Origin of the sequence: Nonomuraea sp. NPDC049709 (assembly GCF_040674815.1) — a bacterium.
GTDB lineage: Bacteria > Actinomycetota > Actinomycetes > Streptosporangiales > Streptosporangiaceae > Nonomuraea.
In genome coordinates, this window is sequence record NZ_JBFANM010000207.1 from 1 (window position 1) to 1,422 (window position 1,422).

Annotated in this window: 1 protein-coding gene; it reads left to right on the forward strand. The window is 67.6% G+C overall.

Annotation, left to right across the window (positions count from 1 at the left end; all coding sequences use genetic code 11):
• The first annotated feature begins 121 nt into the window (after positions 1-121).
• Entirely contained in the window at positions 122-1,363 is a 1,242-nt protein-coding gene (locus AB0J69_RS61700; protein WP_364138696.1) for an IS256 family transposase, read from the forward strand.
• Positions 1,364-1,422: the final 59 nt, after the last annotated feature.

Below are 1,422 nucleotides of genomic sequence, written 5' to 3' on the forward strand. Positions count from 1 at the left end.
GGTTGCGTCCGCGGAAGTGGTGTACGAGTTTGACCTGGTCAGCAGGTGTGGCGTCGTGAAATGAAGACGGCCATCGAGTGATCCTTCGAGTAGCTAGATCAAGATCGAAGGGAACCAGACGATGGCCGCAGACAACAGTGTGACGCCCGCGCAGTGGCTGGCGAAGCAGATCGAGACCGGAGACTCGGACATGTTGCGATCCATGGTGAAGACCATGGCCGAGACGTTGATGTCGGCCGAGGCCGACAGCCTGTGCGGGGCCGCCTACGGCGAGCGCAGCAGTGAGCGGACCAACTCCCGCAACGGCTACCGGACACGCGAGTGGGACACCCGAGCTGGCACCATCGACCTCGCCATTCCCAAGCTCCGGCAGGGCTCCTACTACCCCGACTGGCTGCTGGAACGACGCCGCCGGGCCGAGCAGGCGCTGATCAGCGTCGTCGCCACGTCCTACCTGCTCGGCGTCTCGACCCGGCGTGTCGACAAGCTGGTCGAGCAGCTCGGCATCAAGCACATCTCCAAGAGCCAGGTCAGCCAGATGGCCAAGGTGCTGGATGAGCAGGTCGAGGCGTTCCGCACCCGGGCGCTGGACGCCGGCCCCTACACCTTCGTCTGGATCGACGCGCTCACGCAGAAGGTGCGCGAGGGCGGCCGCACGATCAACGTGCACTGCCTGGTCGCCACCGGCGTCAACGCCAACGGCCAGCGCGAGGTCCTCGGCCTGGACGTCACCAGCGCCGAAGACGGCGCCGGCTGGCTGGCGTTCCTGCGCGGCCTGGTCGCCCGCGGCCTGTCCGGTGTCCGGCTGGTCGTCTCCGACGCCCACCGCGGCCTCACCGAGGCCATCGGGGCGAGCCTGCCGGGCGCGGCCTGGCAGCGCTGCCGCACTCACTACCTGCGTAATCTGCTCACCTGCGTGCCCAAGAGCGCCCAGCCGTGGGTCGCGACCCTGGTGCGCACCATCTTCGACCAGCCCACCGCCGAGCAGGTCCGCAGCCAGCACGCCTGGGTCATCGACGCCCTGGAGGCCAAGTATCCGGCCGCCTGCGAGCATCTGGACGCCGCCCGCGAGGACCTGCTCGCCTTCGCCGCCTTCCCACGCGAGACCTGGCGGCAGATCTGGTCCAACAACCCGCAGGAACGGCTGAACAAGGAGATCCGCCGCCGCACCGACGTGGTCGGCATCTTCCCCGACCGGACCGCAATCATCCGCCTGGTCGGCGCGGTGCTGGCCGAGCAGACCGACGAATGGACCGAAGCCCGCCGCTACATGGGCCTGGACGTTCTCGCCAAAGCCCGCGTCCGGCTGATCCCCGGCGACACACCCGTCCCGAACCCACTACCGCAGACACTTACCGCTTAACCTGCAGAAACAGGATCACTCGAAGATCGATTCATACACCACGTCCGTGGACGTGACCG